This window comes from Pseudomonas sp. MF6394 (assembly GCF_002018845.1).
In the GTDB taxonomy this organism is placed as follows: domain Bacteria; phylum Pseudomonadota; class Gammaproteobacteria; order Pseudomonadales; family Pseudomonadaceae; genus Aquipseudomonas; species Aquipseudomonas lactis.
Map to the genome: position 1 here is coordinate 97,626 of NZ_MVOJ01000001.1, position 20,313 is coordinate 117,938.

Below are 20,313 nucleotides of genomic sequence, written 5' to 3' on the forward strand. Positions count from 1 at the left end.
GATATGTCACTTATGCTCGTCCGGCTATGTAATCGTCGATCGAACTGAATTGCCGATTCCGGCACATCCAGCCTGAGAGGAATACGAATACGGTCGTGGCAAGAACTGCCCAGCCGCGCCGCCGCCGGGCCTCACTTTTGGTTCGCGCACCACCGCACAGCAGGAGGGCCATCATCAGAAGGTAGAAGGTCAGCAGAATGACCTTTGCGAAGAGGGATAAAAGGAAAAACCAGATGCTGTTGCTTCTGTACGTTTGGATAAGCACCTGCAATGACATAAGACCACCAAGGACACAGGCAGCAATGATGGAGTAGTTGCGTGGTACCTCGAGCCAGGCGCTCGCGACGAAATACGCACCAATCCCCAAGATCGGAGTCAAGGTTGTCCAAAGCGCGTCGGTGTAGTCCTGATAGATCGTAATGGTCCCCTGACGGTGCAGGTAAATGCAGACCAGCAGCAACATTGCCATCACGAACAGGCCAATCTTCAAGTTCAGGATCGCTTGATGATCATCCGTGGCATTTCGCGGGGCCGCCGGCTTCACCACGGCGGGGACCATTGGAGAAGTAGCGGTCTTTGAAATCACATTCGTTTCAGATTGATCAACCCGGGTAGCGGCAACGGAGGTTGGCGCTTTAGATGGCTGATCAACCCTGGTGCGTAATAGAACACTGAGCCGATCAGTCATCGAAGCGGTTAAGCAACTGGCGGTCTTGCAGTTGTCGCGCAGACGCAACCAGTCTCGTTGATCTTGACGGACCTGGGCCTTGTGCGGCGCTGCGTCTAAAGCGCGGACATATTCGGAGTTCATCTGCTCATCCAGACGACTGAGTGCAGAATCTGTGCAAATCGATTTCTCAGCAAAGCTTGCAGCTTTGGTGCAATCAAAGCTGGTGGCATTGGAGTGGGCTGATACCAGGGAGAGCAACATGACGAAAAGGCCAGAGCCGATGTTGAATCGCGACATATTCGATTTTTCCTTCATTTTGTTTGCTCCAGCGTTTCGCCAGAGCCCTGCCTAGCCGCACTCGTATGCACACGGCTAGGTGCCTGATGCCTGGCTCTTACTTACGACGTTGGGGCTTGAAGAAATGTCGTGCCGTCCCACTTGTAGTTTTCGGTGCTCTGAACACTCGGGCAGCAATCCGCATCATCCGGACCGACGGAGAGAACCGTCAGTCTGACGGTTTGGGGATCAACTACCTGAATGTCCTGGACACCATTGCCGACTACAGCTTTTCCACGGAAGTCCCATCCTGCCGAGTCGCCAATGAACGCGGCAAGGGTTTGGAAGTAGCCATTGCCGCCACCTTGACCTTCGATCGTGTAAAGCACTACGGCATCCTTGATGCCGTCGTTATTTAGGTCAGCAAACTTAACCTGACGGCCCTCTTTGTATTCATCCCCGCCATCCCGGGCGATTTCACTCGCGATCATCCGATCTGCAGATGCAGCAAGGTCGGATGGCACTAATGCCTGAACAGTCGACTCGGCGGCCTGTGCTGCTGGTTCCGCCGGCTGGGCAGTCGGGGTGACCTGAGCCTGAATCGGTGCCTGAGGTACCTTGCCTAACAAGATTGCCTCAGTCTCAGTGATTGGTTCATTAGGCTTAGCAGATGCTTTGCTCGCGTGGACACCGGAGCTGATCTTTTGAAGCACTGCAGCACTTAATTCTTGCATGTCTGCAATGTCAAAAAGTTGGTTGCGTGTGTTGCCGAACGGTTGACCTTCACCCAGGAACCATCGTGCAAAAAAACCTGGACGCTTGTTTTCCTGTTGATCGACCAAGTGGTCAATTAGCTCATTGGCAGTTTTTGAGAAACGATCAAATCCATCTTTGCCGACGACTTGCACAATCGAGTCCTTCTCCCGCTCGATGTTGCTTCGCGCGAGCTCGAGCATGACAATGTTCGTGTCGACCAGTTTGCTTTCGCACTCGTTCGTATAATTTCCAAGGCATGCCTGCCTGTATTCTTGAACTGCATTGTTTGCCTGGAAATCGTTGTAGGCTCCGCAGCCTGACATAGACACCAAAACACCTGCAGCTACAACCCCACGAAACATGCCCATCCAAATATCCTTTTAAACCCGAGAACCGGTAGACTGCCGTGGCGATCGCCAGCAGTCGCTCCTAGTGATGAAGTAGTCGAAACCGCCTACAGGACCAACTCCGTGGTCTTTCTGTAGGCAAGAAAAAGCCCCCGTTTCGCGGGGGCTTTCTCAACCCTTGCGGGTTAGCCGATGTTCACGCCCATCGATTTAGCCAGAGGCGCCAGGCCACCAGCAAACCCTTGGCCGATCGCCTTGAACTTGAATTCGTCGCCATTGCGGTACAGCTCGCCGAAGATCATGGCGGTTTCGGTCGAAGCGTCTTCACTCAGGTCGTAGCGCGCCAGTTCTTTGCCGTCAGCCTTGTTCACTACACGGATGTAAGCATTGGCAACCTGGCCGAAGCTCTGCTTGCGCGCTTCAGCGTCGTGAATGGTCACTGCGAAAACCAGCTTCTTCACGGCGGCAGCCAGACCGTTCAACTTGACGGTGGCTTGCTCGTCATCACCTTCGCCTTCGCCGGACTGGTTGTCGCCCATGTGTTCAACAGAACCATCAACCGATTTCTTGTTGTTGTAGAAAATGAAGCTGGCGTCGTCGAGGACTTGGCCGCTTTCACCCAGGATGAAGATCGACGCGTCGAGGTCGAATTTCGAACCATCGGTAACTCGTGCGTCCCAACCCAGACCTACAGTGACTTCGGTGAGGCCTGGAGCCTCTTTAGACAAACTAACGTTCCCGCCTTTCTGCAGAGATACGGCCATTTTCGATTCCTTTTAGTAAGGTAGACAAGGCCTTTAGATCAAGGCCAGGTAAAAAAAGATAATTAGATTAACGGCTTAGGCGTTAAAAATTCATGCCGTAGTTATTGGCCAGAGCTTTCAGGCCGCCGGCATAACCCTGGCCAACAGCCCGGAATTTCCACTCGCCGCCGTTGCGGTACAACTCAGCGAACACCATCGCAGTTTCAGTCGATGCGTCTTCTGCCAGGTCGTAACGAACGACTTCCGCATTGGTCGTATCGTTAACGATGCGAATGAAGGAGCCGCCGACCTGACCGAAGCTTTGCTTGCGTACTTCTGCATCGTGGATGGTAACGATGAAGACCACTTTGTCCACGTCGGCCGGGATGCGGCTCAGGTCTACCTTGATTACTTCGTCGTCGCCGTCGCCCGCACCAGTGCGGTTGTCGCCTGTGTGCTCAACCGAACCGTCAACGCTTTTCAGCTGGTTGTAGAAAATGAAGTCGGCTTCCCCGCGTACTTTGCCATTTGCGCCCAGCAGTAGCGCACTGGCGTCCAGGTCGAACTCAGCACCATCAGTAGCACGCGGGTCCCAGCCCAGGCCTACCAAAATTTTGGTCAGGCTCGGGTCGGTTTTGGTCAACGAAAGATTGCCACCTTTCTGTAGGGTCAACGCCATGGGTATTACTCCTTGTGGTATGGGCTATTACTCAGCGGTTTCAGTTTGAGCTTCTTCCTTGCCTGGAAAGACAAGGCTTGCAACTACACCAATCACCAGTACAACCATAACGATTAGCAGGCTGGTGTTTGCATCGATTGTGTAGCCATGGTGAAACATGTGGTCGGTAGCGTTCAGGCCGAGTTTAATGGCGATGAAGAACAGCAGGGCGACTACAGATTTTTCCAGGTGAACCAGGTAGCGTTTCAGCGCTTCGAGCACGAAGTACATGGTACGCAGTCCCAGGATCGCAAACAGCATGGCAGAGTAGACGATCAGGGGCTCACGGCTAACGGCGATCACCGCCGGCACAGAGTCAAACGCGAACAACACGTCAGAAACTTCGGCCACTACAAGACAGAGGAACAGCGGCGTCGCAAAAACTGTTCCTTTTGCTGCCAGGGTCATGCCTTTATTCTCAGGCTTCTGGAGTTCGACCTCTAGCTGCTTACGGCTGACGAAGAAATTATGGCCGTGGAGTTTCGGCCACACAGGGAACAACTTCTGTGCGAAGCGGTAAGCCATGTGCTTGGAGTAGTCCTCTTCCTCTTCATCATCGCCGCCGGCGCGCAGCATCATAACTGCGGTCCACGCAACGATCACGGCGAACACGATTTCGACCCATGGACCGAAAGCCAGCAGACCGGTACCAATGGCAACGAAGATGCCGCGGAACACGATCGCGCCAATGATGCCCCAGTACAGCACGCGGTGTCGCATGCCATCCGGCACTTTGAACCATGCGAAAATCGCCATGAACACAAACAGGTTGTCGACGCTGAGAACTTTTTCGAGGGCGTAGCCAGTTACAAACAGGCTGGCGACCTCCGGGCCGTGCTGTACGTATAAGAAGCCGGCGAACGCCAACGAGATAGCGATCCAGAAGATCGACCAAATCGAAGCCTTAGCCAGGGAAATTGGCTTGTCACCGCGGTGAGTGACCATGTCGAGGAGAAGCGCGCCGAGCGCGATCCCCACGAATACCGCCATGGTCAGCGGAGGGAAACCGATGTGAGTGTCCAAATTACCGCTCCTTAAAGTTCAAAATCAGCTGGGTTAAGGCCCAGCTCAAGGCAGACCAAGCGGCACGCTGCTTTTTCTTTGTCATCGAAGTCGCCGTCAGACGCACCAATGGCGCAGCCGACGCGAACCAAGAGGCGGGAAGCGCCAGCATCGTTCTTGATCTTGCCGATAACCTTCAGTGCTTCGGCCTGGCCAATCTGAAAGTCGAACTCAAACTTTTCGCAGTGTGCGTTGAACGCCTTGATTACGTCGCCCATGTCGAACACTTTCAACTCAGGCGAGTTTTGAATGAAACCGGTCATCTTCTGTTTTTCTTCAGAAGAGATACCACCTGACGCAGCCGAGATGAGCGCGCAATTCGCAGTCATCGCATCAAGAAACTTCTGGTTCTTGAACTTTGAAACTTCAGTAGTCAGTGCTTCACGCGCTGCAACAGCGTTTTGTTTAAGCCATGCAAACATGTTGTGTTCCCTCAAGGGCGGGGTCGGCAGACCCCGCCAGATTCTCTATTTGGAGCCTGCGCGCCAGTTCATGCCCCAGCCGTAAGCTTTGTCCATTACTGCGTGACCTCGATGGAAGTCCACACGCCGAGAGACCTTAACGGCGCCGTTCACATTTTCAAGCATCGCAATGGCACACATTGCGTCACGACCACCCTCTTCATTGAGACGGACCTCAATTTCGGGTTGGCCAGGGATGAAAATCGTCACAACACCATCGGTTTCTTTCCAGTTCGGAGCACCTTCATAGATGAAGGCGAATACCAAGATCCGGCGGATGTCACTCCACTTCGCCCCGTTGATGTGCAGCCACTCACCACCAGCGACAGAGCCCGTACGGTCATCACCCATCAATTGGATGAAAGGTTCCTGGGTCAGGCTGCCGAACGATCTTCCGAGGGCTTGAACAACCCCCTTCTCGCCGTCTTGCAGCTCGTACAGGCAACCAACGTCCAAGTCGACGGATTGGCTTCGCTTAAAGAAGCCGCCCGAGCTGCCTTTGTTCCAGTTCAAATTCACCTTGATTTCGCCGAAACCGGCTGCCGTCTTTTCAAGACTGATAGACGATCGTGTTTTATCGAGGGTGACCTTGTTCAGACTAATCGTAGATTTAGGGGGCGCGGCCGGAGCAGGCGGCGGCGTTTGTACCACTGGCGCTGGGGCAGGGGCCGGCGCTGGTGCGGCGACATCTACACCGAAGTGCTTGGCCAACGGCTCAAGTCCGCCATTGAATCCCTGGGCCACACAGCGGAATTTCCAGTCACCATTTCGGCGATAAAATTCGCCGAGGATGAGTGCTGTTTCCTTCATGCCGCCAGTAGGGATTTGAGCTTCGATTCCTCCTGTCACCACAACCGAAAGTTGTGACACACGCTCAAAGCTTGCCTTGTTTTCGTAGATAGTGGCAGTAAGGGCCACTTTCTCAACTGAAGACTCAAGACGACTCGTATCGAGGGAAAACACTGCGCGCCCGGCCGAGGACTCGGTCAGTTGAACGGCGCCACCCAGAATTTGAGGCTGGCCATAGAAACACATGTCGCCATCGCCTCGGACTTTGGCCGAGGCGCCCAGTGCGAAGGCCGAGACGTCAATGTCGGCCCCCGGGATTGGCGTGTAATTGATATCAACGCGAAGCTGGCCGCTGGCAACCGGCGCGTTACCACCAGGTACGAGATTCGCCATTAGCGCAGCGCCTGAACGGCCAGAGTGATTAGGTCGTCGGCAGTTCGGCCATTCGTCGTCGTACCGATTGCCTTGAATTCCCAGTCGCCATTCTCGCGGGTCAGGCTCGCCATGACGATTCCGGTGTGCCCACCTTTTTCCGATAGGTTGAAGCGAGCTAGCTCATTGTTGTTGCTGCCATTCACAATACGGCAATAGGCCTTTTCGACTTTCTCAAAAGTCTGTCCCGTAAATGAGTTTACCGTAAAAATCAGATACTTGACGGAGGCAGGCAAGCGCTGCAGGTCGACATTAATGGTCTCGTCATCACCATCGCCTTCGCCGGTACGATTGTCACCGGAATGTTTGATCGAACCGTCCTGAGACTTCAGTTGGCGAAACCATACCAGGTCGATTTTTTGGTAATCGCTGTTCAGCAAAATGCAGGAAGCGTCGAGGTCGATCTCGGCACCGCCACCAAACATCTTGCCGAGGAAACCGCCCGCCTTGACTGGGTCCCAACCCAAACCAAGGCTGATGCTGGTCAGCGAACTGCCGGCCGTTTTAGCCAGGGAGATGGATTGCTGTTTTTGCAGGGTTAGTGCCATGGTTACGCTCCTTGTTGGTCATCAGTGTTCGCGTGTCGATCAGGGTTGATCGTCACTTGCAGGTTGGCTTGCGCGACATTGCGCACACCCGAATTCCCGCTTCTATTTGCCCGCAGGCCTAGACGACGCCATGCGGGATGAAAGTGTCGCCAGTGTGCTTCTTGGGCCGCAGCCAACAATTCGAAATCGCCGCGGGTATCACCCCATGCTTTAACCCGGAACAGGTCCAGTGGCCCGTACACAGCCTCAAGCCTGAGTACTTTGTTCTCGCATCTGCAGTTGTTGCCAGTCATGCGCCCGGTCAACAGACCGTCTACTACCTCAAGCTCGGTGCCGATCAACTTGATGCCAAGTCGATCCGCAAACGGCTTGAGAACCAACGCTGGGGACGCGGAGCAGAGAGTAACTACTGCTCCCGCCTCTACTTCGGCGGCGACAGATTTTAAACCTGAAGGGCGCATGAGCTGTCCCCAAAACAACCCGCAGAATTTCACGGCCTGCTCCTGCACCCATTTCGTTTCTACGCCTGTGAGAAACGTGCTGATCAGCTGTGCTTTCAACTCATCACGATTCAAACGCCGAGCCAGGTATCGAACGCTTGGCAGGGCAAGCCGCAAAATACGTCGATTGAATTCCCGGGTTCCAAAGGCAAACTTCAGGAATGGAACAAAGCTATCGTGCCGGGTCAGCGTGCCGTCGAAGTCAAAAACCGACAGCACATGACGCCTTTGCCCGCCAGCATCGTCATATTCCATTGTCATCCCACGGCCTCGGCCAAACGGATAGGGGCCTCAATGGGTCCTACATCTGCTTGCCGAACCCCGTGCCACTTCGCTCGTTCAAGGATGTTGACCGCCCACTTGTAATGGGTCGCAGGTTCGCACATGGCATCGTTGTGCTTGAACACTGCCGGAGCAGCGTCACTGACAATCATCTTCGCGCAGTTGAGGTCTTCGAGGCTTACGCGCAACGTGTCCTGGATCGTGCTGATCTGCGATGGATGAATCGCCGTCTTCCCTACCAAGCCATGGGCGATGTCGAGTTCAAGCTCCTCCATCAGCAAATGCGGTGTCGCGAGTTGCTCGAACACTGGTGCCGTCAGTGCGAAACCTTGGGACCCCATGACGCCTGCCAACATTGGGATCACGTAGCCCATTGGGGTGCTATAGAGCGTTGTTGCAGGATTCCGACGAAGTCCAAGACTTCCCATCAGGTCGTTCCCACCGATACGTAGGGCGATAATCCGCTGATTTAGGTTCGCCTTCAGCGCCTGGCCCAACTCGACCATTGCACCAGGGTTGAACACGTCTGTGGTTTCCAGCGTCGGCATAAGGTACAGCGCCGGGTTTGTAACGGCGTGTTCCCATTCCCCGAGGTTGCGCAGGGTCAATTTCGGCACAACGAACCCATCAACGTGGGCCATCAACGACCAATCATTCAGCACAGCAGCCATCACCGAGTCTCGGGGACGAACAAACAGCAGTGGACCATCGGACGGACGCCCACCACGCTCGTTGATTGCGGTAAGCAGTCCATGCAGATTTCTCAAAGCCGTGTCGACGTCAATCTCCGCGACCGCATCCTCAAGGCACACGACCAAAGAACGCAGTTCTGGCAGTTTTGTGCGGAAAACCACATCCAGCAGATCCGGACGTGTGGCCGGCATGTAGAGCGTTGCCCCCAGGGCATAAGGAGAAAGGACTTTCATCAGCTCACACTCCGAATGATGGTTACCGCCCGGTAAGGGCCTAATGCAGCACCCACTTCTTCCACAGCGACCCCAGCGCCCTCAGTCAGGTGCATGAGCAACTGAACATCACTGTCGCTACGGCTGCGCACCAAGACGTGATCAGGTACGCGACGCAGTACCGCGCGTGTTGCTTCGGCAATACCAGGCTTTACTCGATTGAGATTGGTAATGCCGAACTGGGAGGCCAGCGACTTGACTAGGTGCGAAGCTGCACCCTGCAGTTCAAAACGCTGGGTATCGGTCCATGGAGAGGCTTGAGGAGCCGTCCCCAACGCCTTTCGCTTCTCTTCGATCTGCTCGATGAACTCGCGGGTGACATCGTGCTCACGCAGATGGTCATAAACCACACAACCATGCAGGCCTCCATCTGCGGGCCATATGGAGCGCGAAACCAGACCAGACACCGTCGCACCAAGGATGCCGGAGGGGATAACCCAGTCTTCAGCCGACGCGGACAACCACGCCCGGCCGCAGGGATCTGCCAGTACTACAAGCCGGGGTTCCTCAGGGAAGCGCGAGTCGCCATTGAGGCTGCGCTGAATCTCGCCAGAGATTGCGCCCTTCCCTGTCCAGCCATCGACGAAGACGATGTTCTCGGAACCATGTTCCTGAATGATGGCCTCGAGGGCGACTTTGTCGATCCCGCGATCTCGGACAATGCTGATTCCGTAGTGGTGCGCATCTCGACCCATGTCGAGCAGGGCCCGACGCAATAAAACGCCGAGCGGCAAGCCAGCACGAACGAACGACACAAGAACAATAGACGGGCCCGTGCATGCCTCGCTCAGCGCCAGCGCCAGGGACTGAACGTCCATGGCCATGCGGGTACCGTTTTGTTCGAGTGCGCGCTCGTAGAGGGCTTTGTGCACGTCAGTCGGCGCACTCTCAAGGCTGATCATTTCGGAGTAGTGCTTCTGCTTCGACTGAATCAGACGCTCCTTCTCCAAGACATCAGTGGTCTCCATCTGAACGGCCTGCAGCAGGAACTGAACATCATCTGCTGCATAGCTGCCGCTCCCCACGGTAACCAGACCCGCAATGGCCTTAGTCATGGACTTTCCCTCCAACGAGCTTGGCCAATTGGCTACGCGCTGGGGTCGCCCACATATGGCACTCCTGCATGAAACCGAGGTCAGTGATGCTGTCCCCAAAGCCCAACACCGGACGCTCACCATTGGCCTCACGATCACGGCGCAACAATTCTTGAACAGCCACTACCTTCGACAGGCCCAGCGGCAAGAACGCGAGGTTGTTGGAATTTCCGTGGATGTGCATGCCTTCCAATAAACCGCGGGCCTGTACTTCAGCGAGAACCGTTTGCAGGACTTCATCATTGGATTCGTTGTGCTTGGTCACTACGTAGTGGCGCAGGCCTTCTTCCTCGACAACCCATCCGCGCAAGGAAATGCCAAGCTCCTTGCCAATGGCGAGGGTTGCTTCACTGAGGCCTGGCAAGCGAGCCTGATAGTCAGCAAGAACATCGCTCATGCGTGCTTGCCATTCCTCGTCAAGCTTTCCATCAGCACCAAGGATCACGCCGCCATGGGAGCAGACGGCACCGTGCATAAAAGGCAGTTTCACACGACTGAATGCTTCAACGCTGCGCGCTGTAACTGGGACCACGTCGGTCGTGGACAGGAGCCATTGTGCGAGGGAGTGTTGGACCGTACTCATGTAGCCATTGGGCTGACCCTCGATATCGAGAGTCGCAGTAATCCGCTGAGAACCTTCTGGCATTTTGCGAGCAGTCTGGAACAGGGTGTCGTCGAGATCAACCAGGGCGAGGGGGCGCTTATTGACCATCGACAATCACCTCCGCGCTCAGGGATTCAATCAGGGCGGCGGACACAGCCTGCTCAGGTGTTTCCGAGCAAATAAGGACACGATCAAATTGCCCTGGGCTGACATTGTAGAGGAAGTTGGGGATACCGAGACCGTAGTTGTCCGCGAACGACAACGCGTGACCGATGGCATGGCCCAGTGCGATTGGTGAGCGACTGGTCGAACTGAAATGCACATCAGCACCAGCACGCTCCAAGCGCTCGGCGAGCAAAAACGGACGCCAGACGAATTCGCTGGTACCAACCACGAGTACGCGCTCGCCCGCTTTGACCTTCAGATCGAGAGCCAAAGTGTCTTCTACACAACGAATACCATGGCGCCCCCAATCGCTTTCCGCCGACAACGGCCACTCTCCGGGCTCGATGCTACCCACGGCCGGCATTTCCGGCAGCGGCGCATCAGCGTCCTCGTGGAAGGTATACGCCCCCTGCAACAGCGAAACCTGTTGAGCAGAGTCACCGATGGTTTTGCGCACCGCATCGCCGGACCAATCCGTCAGTACGCAAGTCACCACGCGCTCGACCCGAGTCAGGCCGGCATCGACCAGCGCACGGTGAAGATTGATGAAGGTTTTGCCCGTTGAGGCTTCGTCGTCGACCAGCACTAGCGAACGGGCATTCAACATCATTTCCCGAACGTCGGCATCGATCGGCAAATGAATGAGGTGCGCACTGGCGTGACTATGTTCTTCTTCAAATCGGGCGAACAGGTCATTGCCAGTAGGGTGGCGTGTGCTGACCATATAAACCGTGTCCGGGCGCGTCGCGCTGTATGAGCGATGCACACCAGCACCCAGGCCAACTGCTGTTTCAGCCATGCCGATAACGAGTACGGGCCCAGGCAGGTCGTCAGGAATTTGTGCTGCGAGGCTATTGAAGCTTGAATTCATGATCGAAGGCCGCACAGGTATGTGGCGACCAAGTACTTTGGACACGAAAAGAAACGCACGCTTTGGATTACGGCGCTCGGCAAAACCGAACAAGGAGTCCGGGTCGATATGTGTGGCATCGACAGTGACATCGAGACGCCCGCGCATCAGTTGTGCGCTTAGAGCTTGTTTATCTGCGTTGCATTCCATGAAAAAATTCCTAGGGTTGCGTGAGGTCGATAACCTAACGTCTCTTCCGCAGTTTTCAAGTCAAAATAGGGGCTAAAAATTCTTGGCTTCGACGCGCCACATAGATGCTTGGGCCGAACGTGCTAATTCAGCAGTTGTGAACGTCCTGCTGCTGGATGTTTGAACTGCATCAACGCGGCACGCATCCAGAAAGGAGAGGAGCAAAGACGCTTTAACGGCAAAGTTCATATTTTGAGCATCAGGCATTGTAGAAGTTACCAACCCGATAACAGCGCCTGTCGAATCAAATAAGGGGGATCCGCTAGAGCCCGGTTGAATAGCCGCAGTAAATTGTAGAAGGCTAGAATCGTTATGCAGGCCAAACAACGCCGACACGCCGCCCTGGGTCACGTGGACACCACCGCCGGCGAAACCCGACATAGGGAAACCCAGCGCGACTACAGATTCACCCAAGTCGCAGCCGGAGCCTTCCTTAAAAGTGACAGATCTGAGGACAGGCGACTCCATCACCCTGAGGAGAGCGATGTCATTACGCTGATCAACGACGACCGGCTCTGCACGATAACGACCTTCAAAGGAGGAAATGAATATATCACTCATGCCCTCGATTACATGAGCACAGGTGAGCACATGGTGCTGGGAAACAGCGAAACCAGTGCCGGTTGCGCCCGCTCGTGCGCGGTCAGCCTCCGCAGAGCTAGTGCGCCCTTTTGGATGAGCGTCATTAATATCGATCCCGATGCGGCGGCCTAGAGCGGCTAAACCATAAGCCGAACCCTCAGCCAGTGCACGAAACTTCCATTGCTGATTGCGGATGTAGAATTCGCCGATAATGATCGCCGCTTCACCGTTATCGCGAAGGTCCAACCTATATTCAATCTGTTCGTCAACAAGTAGGTGCAACGAACGAAGATCGCTTACCGGTCCTGCTGCAGAAAAAGTGTATGCGATGAGGAGTAGCCTATCGCTACCGGACGGGAGGGCTGACAAGTTCAACTTACAACCAACCTTTGCTTGGTCGCCGCTCCACTCCATCCAGGACTGAGACGTCTGAAATAGGGCAGCCTCACCAGTGGGTAGGCGCTTGTCATTTACCGGCAGTATGGCAATCGCAGCGTACTCTCCGAAAGCCGAGGAGTTCCCGCATTCCAGAGTCCATTCACTCCGTGCACTAGATACCGCGGTGTTTGCGCCTGGCGCTAGCACCATCATTCCTTTTTTACTCCTTGAGTGCTAAATCCACCGCGCCACCGGAAGCGCTCCAATGGTACCAAACTTCAGGGTTCTCGATGATTCAGGATGTCATTTTGGAACTACAGCTGCAACGGAGACCCCTTTCACACGTACGCCTGCCCGCCAAACGGTAGGTGGCTCAGGAAGGTTTAGGCGGCGCGTAGCAAAGATCCCTGCCAAATTGACGCCAGCCTCCCGGGTGTAACCGACTCCACCGGAGTAGCGAGGATTGATTTCCAACAAATGCGGTTTACCCTGTGCATCATCCTTTGTTTGAACGTTCACGATGCCATCACACTGGAAATGAGCAGCCGCTTTTAGTGCCAACTCGACCGCCGCACCTTCCTTTTCAAATAACTGATACGCGCCGGTCTTCCTCCGGCCTACAAACGCAACCGCTCGGCCAGTCTCACAGACCATATCCACCGAACACTCGGTTCCAGCCATGTAGGGCATTACAAGCATCGACGGAGGATTTTCCACCTCGCTGTATGCACGCATATAGGTCGCGAAATTCGCAACGCGGGCATCGGGATCAGCAAAGCTACGAAATGGGTCAGCACCCTCCTTGAAGCGCCAAAAGCCTTGACCATAAATGCCAACGGCAGGCTTTACGCAAACCTCTCCCGAAGCAGACAGAGCCCCGTACGCTGCTAACATTTCATCGGCATTAGTTGCGGTTATTGCCGGAACGCAATCCAAGCCCGCAAGCTCCGCCTCAGCGGTAAACCTGCTTTTGTCATCAACAAGATCGAATGTGCGCATCGATGAACCACCAGTTACCAGCACCAGGCCAGCTTCCTCGAATCGATCCCGGGCGCTTTCAAATACCGCCCCCAAGCGACCCGCCAGGATTACTTTGATTCCATAGGTGCGTGCAGTAGTAATCACCCACGAAACCCGCTCTTCAGCACCACGGGGCTCGCAAAAGCTAATATCTGCTCCAGCCATAATTTCGGGGCGATTGTCGCGGTGCGAGGCGAATATCTTCACCTCAGGTGGCAGCGCGTCACGCGCACCTTCAATAATGTCACGCTGGCTTGACTGCCCTTCGAGAAACCAAATCATACTTTAACCTCACTTGTAGATGTGCACTGACAGTCAAACCCGAGGAAGGGGACTGACAGCATTCGATTGTTCAACCGGAACATAACGAGTCCAGCTGTAGCTTCAAGGCAATGCGGGGGGCCGCCCAAAATAGAGACGTCATTTCGACAAAAAGCCCCCCTCTACAATTTCGTTTTGCGGGTTTCAAATTGGTCGGCCTTGCTTGCGGTAACTGCGCTAGCAAAATATTTCTCGACGGTGGGTGTGGGGCAAAACGAGGTAAGGTAGACCGGTAAAATATAAACAACATCTACATTATAAGTTTCGGCACGGCCAAGACTGATTAACAATCCCAACAATCTCCCTCTAATTATGCAGAGACTCCAAGTTAGTCGTCCACAGATAATCTATTTCAGCATATGAAGGATCACGATACCCAGCTAAAAATGATTCGGTGTAAAGTGGGCCAACGCAGAACGGAGGATCAATATCAAGTCTATCACTAGATGTCAGGATTCACCGTTTCGAATTGGTTGCCCTTTTCCGTTTGCAAGCCGCGATCGGCCCAGGTGAAGAGAGCCATTTCAACATCGGCGATGCGCCATCCCGTCGCTGACGCAGCGGAGGGTAGATTGCACTCCGGGCGGCATATGCCCTTAGACTCGAGCTCGAAAACCAAACTCTCGCAGAGTGTTTGGAATTTCACGTAGCCTTCGATCATCGAGCTTTTATAGCTATCGTGTATTTTGGGAAGTAGGTCTGCTTTCAACAGTGCAAGCCTAATCCGGCGATCCAAGCTCCCATACCGGCCAGGGTCAAAAAAACGGAGAAGCTTGGAAGCATACGTCAGACCAAATCCCGGAATTTTAAGAGCAGCGTCAATAGCAGCAAGCGGCTGTTCAAGACTGGCCACTACTTGCTGGAGGATTACAATGAGAGACACGTTACCCAGCCCGGCCTCAAATTTCATCCCGGGGTCATTCTTCCCCGCGCCCCATGCAAGGATCTCGCGAAGGTAGTCCGTCGGGCACGCAGTAATGACACCTTTCGCCACAATCCTCACACCACGTCCTTCTAGCGACTGAATCCATGGAAAATCAGGAAACGTGTCCCCTGGATATCCACGAGAAGCATGATTAACGTTAGTCCAGCGATAGGCGCGAAGAAATGCAGGAAACTCAGCAACGTTGATGGCTGGCAAAATGGATCCTTAGCGCTGGACTGAGCCGGCGAATGCTTGTTCTAGTTGAGGGTTGATACGAAAGCCTGGGCGCTCGCGGAATAGCTCTGCTGCACCACGAACGTACTGTAGAGCCCGCTCGCCAGTGATCCAAGTCCGATTAAGCATTTCGGCGGCCAAACCTGTCATCGAGCGGCCACCCCATGGATCCACCACAAGGTCACCTTCCTCAGTCAAATATTTGATAAGGAATTCAGCAACGCTAAAGGGCTGGCCCGCACCATGACTAGGCAACCCCAGCGCTTCCGCTGAAGCACGAAACTGTGAGCCATATGGGCAGCGAATGCCGCGCTCCAGTACGTTCTTAGGAATACGTCCCTCAGTTTGGTTGCTGTAACTGCCAACCCGTAGCCGATAGGCACCGTCCCCATAGTTTGTTGTTCTCTTTTCGCCACCTGAATTGATTAATGCAAGATGCCGCTCAGAGTGAGGCTCGAGAACGCGCCTATTGTCCCCTTTAAAAAGCTTTGGGTTCTTTGCAAATATTAGAATTGGTTCATAGGTTGCGTTAAGAAGTTGCCTCGTCTTAGACGCCCAATGAACTGGCCCAGGCGGCTTGTTGGACTTCCATACCAAACGATCTATAAGCCCTAGACCCATGTCTTCCAGTGTTATCGTCAATCGCTCAACGTAGGTTGAGCGCGCGGGGGAATTAGGCAGGAAAATATCATTGCTGACATTGATAGCGAGACTACCTGTGTCTGCAAGCTTTTCAATAATTGGCTCAAGAATCCCCACAATGTATTTAACGATTTCCGATTGGGTAGGATTAGAGTAAGCCCGACTTTTTGCCAAAGGATAGGGAGGACTGCAAATAATTGATACTGGCTGAACATCTAAGTTATTGAAGATATACTCGCTACCGCCGAAAATTGCGACACCTAGATCAGTTCGAAAGCCAAGTACCTTGACGCCTGGCTTCGCCATGTTTAAATCGCGCTTAGCCTCCTCCGTAAGGCGCCAAATACCACGCTCACCCGGTACTCGCTCAAGGACCCCTGCCCTGCGCAGATCTTGCTGCGTCCATCGAATCGCACGCCTCTCTAGGCTATGCCGCTGCCCTGATCGGCCTACGGGTACACGCTCGTTCAATGCGCCAGCCGACAATCCGTTTCGCATGGCAACCAATCCATACAAGGTGGCATTGTCGATGTGTGCTTCCGGTTGGGATCTATAGATGGCGGCGATCTGATCTGCCCCGAAAAGCTCACCTTGCGAAGCTGGTACTGACTTGGCCTTAAAAGACTTCATTGCTGATAACTCGTCTAAAATATCGATGCCCTACCTTCCCATCGCGAAACCTGTGGCAGAAGCCTTCAGGTGGTAGGGATGATGTAGCGCGGTTAAAGTCTTGACTCCACTATGGAGATCTACTGTGACCCGCGATGAACTGGCTGCCCTCTTCGACCCTATCCAGCACTCGAACGTCGAATGCGATGGATTTTCACGAATTGTCTTTTCCGTTTTGACGGAGAGAGGGCACAAACCAATTCTCAAAGCGGGGGCACTGTCCGCCCGCGGCGCTATCGTGCGTCCACACCTCTGGATCGAGGTATACGGCTTTATGATCGACTACCAGGCCAGGCGGTGGCTTGGACATGAGCCATGGATTCCCCATGGCGTATTCAGAGCCTCTGAAACCGAAGCTATCTACGAAGGGGTCACCATAGAGGTAAAAGTGCTCCCTGAACCGATTAGAAGGCTGATGTTGATGTCTTTTGCCGACGTCGAGTCAGAAAGCCAGAGCAGCCTGATTACGCCCGAAATAATTCGCTGAGTAGAGGGCTCGACCCACTGTTTGTGGCCGCAAAGCACTGACCAGGTAAGCCTGCACAAACGTCAGCGCTTATGGTCACTCTGCCTACAGGAACGCTGAGATGCATGTAGCGACGCTCCACTTAATGACTAAACTTCTCAGTCAGCCCATACGCCCCATCGAGATCTACACCTGACAGAACAAGCACAAACTCCTCACCACTATTTCGAGCATCACCTATCGGCTTTACCAGCCCATCTACTAAATACCTACCGCATCAAGCACGGCGCTCATCATCGAAGAGTCCCGGCATCAGCCCACCCAGCACACTCGCGGTACGGACAGTACCCACTCCGCGATTTGGAAACCAAATGCACTTATGCCTCGCCCTGGTGATTGCCACGTGGACTAGGCGCAAAGCCTCGCCGTGAGAGACCGTATCCCCCGGCGCAGAGTCACCACCCGAACTGAACCCCGCTATCTTGTAGAGCTGATTGCGGTACCAAGACGAAACACCAGTCGACGGGTCTCCGACCATCACGACGATGTCCGCTTCAAGTGACTTCGCCTTGTGGAATGAACGAACACGGATAGACCGCCCGCCTGAAGCACGATCATCTCTAATCTGGTCCCCAACAGCAGAGTCGACCCAAGCCTTGTCGACCTCGCTGTCGATGAGTATCAAAACTTTGTAGCCATCTGCCGCTGCTGACTGGCAGATGCGTTGAAGTTGATCCAGATCATCACCAACTATCCTGACAGGCTGATCCTCCCCCTTTGGAGGTCGAATAGACCTAGGGCTTCGGTTTACTCCCAAAGAAAGGTTTTGGACCAGGTTAGATCCCGCATCGATAATGGCTTGAGTAGACCGGAATGACTCGGTCAGGGTCACCTTCGTAGCCGGTACCGGACTACTAAACATATCTTCGAAGTCAAAGAACAATTTTGGAGTCGCCCCAAAACTACCGTACACCCACTGATTCGGATCTCCTGCCACTGTAATACTTGATGACAAACCCCTTGTGTATATTTGAGCTGAGTCTCTTCTACGTATCTCAATCAGTACCGACCGCACCCAAGAGGCAACCGGGAGCGTCTGATCTTCTGCACCGTCAATGAGAAGGTGGCGGCATTGCTCGAGAATACTCATAGGCACGTACCGTACGGCTGGCAGCTTACCGCCCCCAAGCGCGGCGAACAGACGACCAAACGGAATCACCGGTCCCTCTAGTTTAGAGAGGTGCCGCTCAAGGGCCTCCCAGTAAATCGCCAATGCCTCAAAGTAGAGTGCGTCAGAATCTGCAGGTAGAAAATTCATTCTGCCAGGCACAGACCCTACCTCTATGCCCAGCGAATCAAGTAAGGCTGACGTTGAATTGAACGAATCGAGAACCGGTACCGGACCTGTTTGACCTTGTAGTGCGTAAGAAAAGCTTGGAGCGGCTTGAGCGAGGTATTTCAGCCTCTCCGACAGTTCGGCAGCATCTTGATAGGAGTCCAGGTGCACCACACCCTCTGGAAAGTAGGCCTGGAACAGGGTGCGCTTGATCGCGACCTCTTTGTACAGTTCCATTGAAGCTGAAGGATCGCGGCGCAAGCTCGGCCCTTCCGACCTATCGAAGCCAAGCACCACGTGGAGTTTCAATTGTGGGATGTAGCCATGTGTTGCATAAGGTCGACCTCTGACGGTGAAGACCTTTCTAGCGGCTGTCACACCCTCAACAGGCCAGGCCTTTGCTTTGCGCCACAAAGCCTCAACAGAGTTGGTCAGGGCCTCGTCATGCTCGCTGAGCTTCCATCCCAATGAAGCGCGCCTTACGACTTCGGGTGAATCGACTTCAAGCTGAGGTAGTCTTAGCGACGAAATCCACAAAGCAATGTAAGTTTCATTGAACCGCTTATTGGATCGATAGAGAAGGTTGAGGCACTTGGTCATCTCCACCCTCTGCGTATTGTTCAATGACGCCTCGAAGGGTCGGCCGTCAGCGAGGGCAGATGTGTCAGGCGGGCTGGCTCCATAGTTCTCAAGCGGTATCACCGTGGCAAGGTCAGGAAGAGCCATCGATTGGGTTAAAAGGCATGAGCGTGGGGTCATCACTATCGCTTGACATTCGGCCGGCGAGAGCACCACACCGAACAGACCAAAGACCTCCTGTAGATCGCTGGCCATCTCTACACGAGCCTCACGGCTGAACGTGAGAATACGTATCTGAGATAGAGGGACCTGCGCATATCGATGGAAAAACAATGCCCTGAACAGCAATGTCTTGGTCTTACCAGTACCCGCACCACCTCCGAGAAGAGTCGTATTGGATGTCGAAAGGATAGCCTTCCATTGCTCCATTGTGGGCTGTGCACACTTATCTAGCCTTGCTTCACAGTCAGCGCGCATAGCTGCGCGAGCATCACTGCTGATATGAATGCGTTCGCCGCCAAACACCAAGTCATCTTTGCCTGTGACCTGATGATCGGGCTCAGTGGTTTTCAAACCGGGAATTACGACCTGATCCTGGGTAGATGACTGCTGAGCTAATGCCTTGGCCTCCATGAGACCGATACGGCGGCCAGCCTCCCAGGACTCGAGATGTCTCGCATTAAGTAGATCCAATCCAGCACCCAACACCTGGGCTGCCAAGCGATGATGAAATGGAAGCTCATCGAGTTCGTAGGGTGGCTCGATTGGTTGATTCACTGTGATCGCCTGTCGAACAAATTAATAGATCAAGTGTGTCTTCAGGATCCTCTATGTGCTACCCAAAACGAGCTCACGGAAATTACACAGCCCTCTTTTGAGTAACACCTTCCACTGAATCTGGGTATCGTCCTGCCATCTCCCAATGACCAGGTATCTCGTCATTATGGGACTTACAGATGATGGAGCGATGAATGAAACATGCCGGCAGCAGTGCGCTCCAGAAGGCAGGCGCTAATACCTTGTTTACTGCGTCGGGCAAAAGACGAAAATTTGCTCGGGGTTCGACGTTGATGAGATTCGACTCTGAGGAACCATGTGTTTTTTTGCTCACAGAAGGTACTGCGGCTATACAAGTCACTGATCATTCTCAAGTAAGCGAGCTCAACATTGCGCACCTAATTCCTGGCGACGTATTTGGAAGCATCGATCCCGGAGAAGGCAACAAGATCGAAATGTACGTGCTTGCCAAATCTGAGTGCTTTGCATACGTGCTGACTGCCAAAGAGCTGCTGCAGGCCTGTGCATCTCAGCCTCTTGCGATGTTTGGACTCTGTCGTGAGCTTTCACGCACGAGCGTTAGGTCTTTACGCAAGGTCGGCCAATTTGCCTTCTATGACGTTCGCGGCAGAGTTTCAAGCGCGCTCGTGGAACTATGCAGTCTACCCGGTGCAATCTCTCACCCAGAGGGGTACGTATTGAAGAATACACGGGTCGAGATCGCGTCCATGGTCGGGTGCACGCGAGAGATGGTTGGAAAGGTGATGAAGGAGCTTTCTCAGGAAGGTCTTATCAGCATCAGGGGAAGGCAGACCCTCGTCCATGCCAGCACCACCAGGTGAGGTGAGCTGCAGGGTGTCTTTGCGTAGTGGA

20 protein-coding genes are annotated in these 20,313 nt (G+C 54.0%); 2 read left to right on the forward strand and 18 right to left on the reverse strand.

Annotated elements, in window-relative coordinates; translation table 11 throughout:
* Window positions 1-10: 10 nt before the first annotated feature.
* The 17 genes from MF6394_RS00585 to MF6394_RS00665 all read right to left on the reverse strand — a co-directional run bounded on the left by MF6394_RS00585 (window position 11) and on the right by MF6394_RS00665 (window position 16,243).
* Window positions 11-985 carry a lysozyme inhibitor LprI family protein gene (locus MF6394_RS00585; RefSeq protein WP_078465799.1) on the reverse strand — a complete coding sequence of 325 codons (975 nt, stop codon included), beginning with the start codon at window positions 983-985 and terminating at the stop codon, window positions 11-13.
* Between the two features lie 83 nt (window positions 986-1,068).
* Complete coding sequence (locus MF6394_RS00590; protein ID WP_078465800.1) at window positions 1,069-2,070, reverse strand: hypothetical protein; 1,002 nt, start codon at window positions 2,068-2,070, stop codon at window positions 1,069-1,071.
* Between the two features lie 164 nt (window positions 2,071-2,234).
* The gene (locus MF6394_RS00595; protein ID WP_046071046.1) at window positions 2,235-2,813 is read right to left on the reverse strand and encodes a TerD family protein; all 579 of its coding nucleotides are present in this window, start codon (window positions 2,811-2,813) and stop codon (window positions 2,235-2,237) included.
* Between the two features lie 82 nt (window positions 2,814-2,895).
* Window positions 2,896-3,471, reverse strand: a complete 576-nt coding sequence (locus MF6394_RS00600; protein WP_046071045.1) for a TerD family protein — start codon at window positions 3,469-3,471, stop codon at window positions 2,896-2,898.
* A 27-nt stretch (window positions 3,472-3,498) separates the two neighbouring features.
* Entirely contained in the window at window positions 3,499-4,500 is a 1,002-nt protein-coding gene (locus MF6394_RS00605; RefSeq protein ID WP_078466138.1) for a TerC/Alx family metal homeostasis membrane protein, read from the reverse strand.
* Between the two features lie 44 nt (window positions 4,501-4,544).
* Window positions 4,545-4,994, reverse strand: a complete 450-nt coding sequence (locus tag MF6394_RS00610) for a tellurite resistance TerB family protein (RefSeq protein WP_078465801.1) — start codon at window positions 4,992-4,994, stop codon at window positions 4,545-4,547.
* 45 nt (window positions 4,995-5,039) lie between these two features.
* A complete protein-coding gene (locus MF6394_RS00615; RefSeq protein WP_078465802.1) occupies window positions 5,040-6,215 on the reverse strand; it encodes a TerD family protein in 1,176 nt (391 codons plus the stop codon).
* On the reverse strand, window positions 6,215-6,802 hold the full coding sequence (locus tag MF6394_RS00620; RefSeq protein ID WP_078465803.1) for a TerD family protein: 588 nt from the start codon (window positions 6,800-6,802) through the stop codon (window positions 6,215-6,217). Before MF6394_RS00620 ends, MF6394_RS00615 begins: the two co-directional genes overlap by 1 nt.
* Window positions 6,803-6,804: 2 nt before the next feature.
* Window positions 6,805-7,563 (reverse strand): HAD family hydrolase, encoded by a 759-nt coding sequence (locus MF6394_RS00625; RefSeq protein ID WP_078465804.1) that lies wholly within the window; start codon window positions 7,561-7,563, stop codon window positions 6,805-6,807.
* On the reverse strand, window positions 7,560-8,510 hold the full coding sequence (locus MF6394_RS00630) for an HpcH/HpaI aldolase/citrate lyase family protein (RefSeq protein ID WP_078465805.1): 951 nt from the start codon (window positions 8,508-8,510) through the stop codon (window positions 7,560-7,562). Before MF6394_RS00630 ends, MF6394_RS00625 begins: the two co-directional genes overlap by 4 nt.
* The gene (locus MF6394_RS00635; RefSeq protein WP_078465806.1) at window positions 8,510-9,604 is read right to left on the reverse strand and encodes a cysteine protease StiP family protein; all 1,095 of its coding nucleotides are present in this window, start codon (window positions 9,602-9,604) and stop codon (window positions 8,510-8,512) included. Before MF6394_RS00635 ends, MF6394_RS00630 begins: the two co-directional genes overlap by 1 nt.
* Window positions 9,597-10,355: a trehalose phosphatase gene (locus MF6394_RS00640; protein WP_078465807.1), complete on the reverse strand. Its 759-nt coding sequence runs from the start codon at window positions 10,353-10,355 to the stop codon at window positions 9,597-9,599. The genes MF6394_RS00635 and MF6394_RS00640 overlap by 8 nt, the downstream gene beginning before the upstream one ends.
* The gene (locus MF6394_RS00645; protein WP_078465808.1) at window positions 10,345-11,472 is read right to left on the reverse strand and encodes a phosphoribosyltransferase domain-containing protein; all 1,128 of its coding nucleotides are present in this window, start codon (window positions 11,470-11,472) and stop codon (window positions 10,345-10,347) included. Before MF6394_RS00645 ends, MF6394_RS00640 begins: the two co-directional genes overlap by 11 nt.
* Before the next feature lie 72 nt (window positions 11,473-11,544).
* Complete coding sequence (locus MF6394_RS00650; RefSeq protein WP_078465809.1) at window positions 11,545-12,684, reverse strand: trypsin-like peptidase domain-containing protein; 1,140 nt, start codon at window positions 12,682-12,684, stop codon at window positions 11,545-11,547.
* A 90-nt stretch (window positions 12,685-12,774) separates the two neighbouring features.
* A complete protein-coding gene (locus tag MF6394_RS00655; RefSeq protein WP_078465810.1) occupies window positions 12,775-13,773 on the reverse strand; it encodes an ATP-grasp domain-containing protein in 999 nt (332 codons plus the stop codon).
* A 481-nt stretch (window positions 13,774-14,254) separates the two neighbouring features.
* A complete protein-coding gene (locus MF6394_RS00660) occupies window positions 14,255-14,953 on the reverse strand; it encodes a hypothetical protein (RefSeq protein ID WP_153045950.1) in 699 nt (232 codons plus the stop codon).
* A gap of 9 nt (window positions 14,954-14,962) precedes the next feature.
* Window positions 14,963-16,243: a site-specific DNA-methyltransferase gene (locus MF6394_RS00665; protein ID WP_078465812.1), complete on the reverse strand. Its 1,281-nt coding sequence runs from the start codon at window positions 16,241-16,243 to the stop codon at window positions 14,963-14,965.
* Between the two features lie 124 nt (window positions 16,244-16,367).
* Between MF6394_RS00665 and MF6394_RS00670 the strand changes: the two genes are divergently transcribed.
* Window positions 16,368-16,769 carry a hypothetical protein gene (locus MF6394_RS00670; protein WP_078465813.1) on the forward strand — a complete coding sequence of 134 codons (402 nt, stop codon included), beginning with the start codon at window positions 16,368-16,370 and terminating at the stop codon, window positions 16,767-16,769.
* A 256-nt stretch (window positions 16,770-17,025) separates the two neighbouring features.
* Here MF6394_RS00670 and MF6394_RS00675 read toward each other — a convergent pair whose 3' ends face one another.
* Entirely contained in the window at window positions 17,026-19,440 is a 2,415-nt protein-coding gene (locus MF6394_RS00675; protein WP_078465814.1) for a UvrD-helicase domain-containing protein, read from the reverse strand.
* A gap of 194 nt (window positions 19,441-19,634) precedes the next feature.
* Here MF6394_RS00675 and MF6394_RS00680 point away from each other — a divergent pair, with 194 nt between their 5' ends.
* Window positions 19,635-20,282: a helix-turn-helix domain-containing protein gene (locus MF6394_RS00680; RefSeq protein WP_078465815.1), complete on the forward strand. Its 648-nt coding sequence runs from the start codon at window positions 19,635-19,637 to the stop codon at window positions 20,280-20,282.
* The last annotated feature ends 31 nt before the right edge of the window (window positions 20,283-20,313 follow it).

Bases quoted from the DNA above. Each gene is read 5' to 3' on its own strand.
- MF6394_RS00665 (WP_078465812.1), bottom strand. From the start codon at position 16,243: ATGAAGTCTTTTAAGGCCAAGTCAGTACCAGCTTCGCAAGGTGAGCTT.
- MF6394_RS00655 (WP_078465810.1), bottom strand. From the start codon at position 13,773: ATGATTTGGTTTCTCGAAGGGCAGTCAAGCCAGCGTGACATTATTGAA.
- MF6394_RS00610 (WP_078465801.1), bottom strand. From the start codon at position 4,994: ATGTTTGCATGGCTTAAACAAAACGCTGTTGCAGCGCGTGAAGCACTG.
- MF6394_RS00680 (WP_078465815.1), top strand. From the start codon at position 19,635: ATGAAACATGCCGGCAGCAGTGCGCTCCAGAAGGCAGGCGCTAATACC.
- MF6394_RS00645 (WP_078465808.1), bottom strand. From the start codon at position 11,472: ATGGAATGCAACGCAGATAAACAAGCTCTAAGCGCACAACTGATGCGC.
- MF6394_RS00615 (WP_078465802.1), bottom strand. From the start codon at position 6,215: ATGGCGAATCTCGTACCTGGTGGTAACGCGCCGGTTGCCAGCGGCCAG.
- MF6394_RS00585 (WP_078465799.1), bottom strand. From the start codon at position 985: ATGAAGGAAAAATCGAATATGTCGCGATTCAACATCGGCTCTGGCCTT.
- MF6394_RS00600 (WP_046071045.1), bottom strand. From the start codon at position 3,471: ATGGCGTTGACCCTACAGAAAGGTGGCAATCTTTCGTTGACCAAAACC.
- MF6394_RS00630 (WP_078465805.1), bottom strand. From the start codon at position 8,510: ATGAAAGTCCTTTCTCCTTATGCCCTGGGGGCAACGCTCTACATGCCG.
- MF6394_RS00620 (WP_078465803.1), bottom strand. From the start codon at position 6,802: ATGGCACTAACCCTGCAAAAACAGCAATCCATCTCCCTGGCTAAAACG.
- MF6394_RS00595 (WP_046071046.1), bottom strand. From the start codon at position 2,813: ATGGCCGTATCTCTGCAGAAAGGCGGGAACGTTAGTTTGTCTAAAGAG.
- MF6394_RS00650 (WP_078465809.1), bottom strand. From the start codon at position 12,684: ATGATGGTGCTAGCGCCAGGCGCAAACACCGCGGTATCTAGTGCACGG.
- MF6394_RS00635 (WP_078465806.1), bottom strand. From the start codon at position 9,604: ATGACTAAGGCCATTGCGGGTCTGGTTACCGTGGGGAGCGGCAGCTAT.
- MF6394_RS00605 (WP_078466138.1), bottom strand. From the start codon at position 4,500: ATGGCGGTATTCGTGGGGATCGCGCTCGGCGCGCTTCTCCTCGACATG.
- MF6394_RS00625 (WP_078465804.1), bottom strand. From the start codon at position 7,563: ATGACAATGGAATATGACGATGCTGGCGGGCAAAGGCGTCATGTGCTG.
- MF6394_RS00590 (WP_078465800.1), bottom strand. From the start codon at position 2,070: ATGGGCATGTTTCGTGGGGTTGTAGCTGCAGGTGTTTTGGTGTCTATG.
- MF6394_RS00640 (WP_078465807.1), bottom strand. From the start codon at position 10,355: ATGGTCAATAAGCGCCCCCTCGCCCTGGTTGATCTCGACGACACCCTG.